General features: G+C 73.4%; 2 protein-coding genes. Both read right to left on the bottom strand.

Features of this window, described 5'->3' with window-relative positions; translation table 11 throughout:
- A partial coding sequence (locus F3J18_RS37315; protein WP_166917173.1) for an ABC transporter ATP-binding protein occupies positions 1-355 on the bottom strand: 355 nt, incomplete at its 3' end.
- Entirely contained in the window at positions 352-1,389 is a 1,038-nt protein-coding gene (locus F3J18_RS37310; protein ID WP_166917174.1) for an iron ABC transporter permease, read from the bottom strand. The genes F3J18_RS37310 and F3J18_RS37315, both read right to left, overlap by 4 nt.
- Positions 1,390-1,521: the final 132 nt, after the last annotated feature.

Below are 1,521 nucleotides of genomic sequence, written 5' to 3'. Positions count from 1 at the left end.
CGCCGGCCGGCGGCTGGCCGCGCAAGGCCGCGTCGCGCGTGGCGCGGCGCGCCACCAGCACCGATTCGAGCACCTGCAGGCGCACCCCGGCCGGCAGCGCCTGGGGCAGGTAGACCACGCTGTGCGAGCGCGCGCTGCGCGCCGACAGCGCGAGCGTCTCGCCGTCCAGCGTGAGCCGCCCGGCGCTGGCGGTGGTGAGGCCGGCCAGCACCCGCAGCAAGGTGGACTTGCCGCTGCCGTTGGGCCCCAGCAGCGCGGTGATCATGCCGCGCGGCAAGGGCCCCGCCGACAGCTCGCGCAGCACCTCGCGGCGGCCGTAGCGCACCGACACGCCGTGGATCGCGAGCCCCTTCATTGCGCGGCTCCCTGCGAACGCACCACGATCGCCAGGAACAGCGGAATCCCCACCAGCGCCGTGACGATGCCCACGGGGATCAGCACGCCCGGCACGATCAGCTTGGAGGCGATCGAGGCCAGCGACAGCATCAGTGCCCCGCACAGCAGGCTGCCGGGCAGGTAGAAGCGATGGTCCTCGCCGAACACGGTGCGCGCGATATGCGGCGCGATCAGGCCGACGAAGCCGATGGTGCCGACGAAGGACACCGCCAGCGCCGACAGCACCGCCACCCGCAGCAGGGTGCCGAGCCGCAGGCGCCGCACGTCGATGCCGAAGCTGGCCGCGCGCTCCTCGCCCAGCCGCAGCGCGGTGAGCGCCCAGGCATTGCGCATCGACAGCGGCAGCGCCACGGCCAGCGCCGCCGCGAGCACGCCGATCTTCTGCCAGTCGGCGCGCGCCAGCGAGCCCAGCGTCCAGAACACCAGGCCCTGCAGCGCATCGGCCGAGGCGATGAACTGCATCAGCTCGACCAGCGCATGGAACGAGAACACCAGCGCGATGCCCATCAGCACCACGCCGGCCGTGCTCATGCCGCGCCAGCGCGCCACCAGGTCCAGCATCATCGCCGAGCCGAAGGCGAACACGAAGGCGTTGGCCGAGATCAGCCAGGTCTGCGGGACATGCGGCAGCGTCAAGTCGAGCACGATCGCCAGCGAGGCGCCGAAGGCGGCGGCCGCCGACACGCCGAGCGTGTAGGGGCTGGCCAGCGGATTGTTGAGGATGGTCTGCATCTCCGCGCCCGACAGGCCGAGCGCGGCGCCCACCACCAGCGCCATCACCGCGTAGGGCAGGCGGATCTGCCAGACGATCACGAGGTTGGCCGGATCGGCCTGCGCGGGCGCGAACACGGTGCGCAGCAGCGTGGCCAGCGGCAGGCCCGAGGGGCCCGAGCCGAGGTCGAACAGCAGCGAGCCTGCGATCAGCAGGCTCACCGCCACCAGGCACAGCGCGCGGCGCCGCGTCAGGCGCGCGTAGACGCGCCCGCCGCGCACGAACGGCAGGCAGCGATGCGCGCCCAGCTCGTCGAGCGAGGCGGGCCGGCCATGTCGCGCGAGATAGTCGGGCGAGGCCACCAGCACGCGCCGGTTGTGCTCGGCCAGCGGCAGCGCGACGAAGCTGCCGTG

The sequence above is a fragment of the Burkholderia sp. Ax-1720 genome, from assembly GCF_011753035.1.
Taxonomy (GTDB): domain Bacteria; phylum Pseudomonadota; class Gammaproteobacteria; order Burkholderiales; family Burkholderiaceae; genus Burkholderia; species Burkholderia gladioli.
The sequence above is the reverse complement of the archived record's forward strand: the minus strand, read 5'-3'. Positions and strand labels throughout refer to the sequence as shown.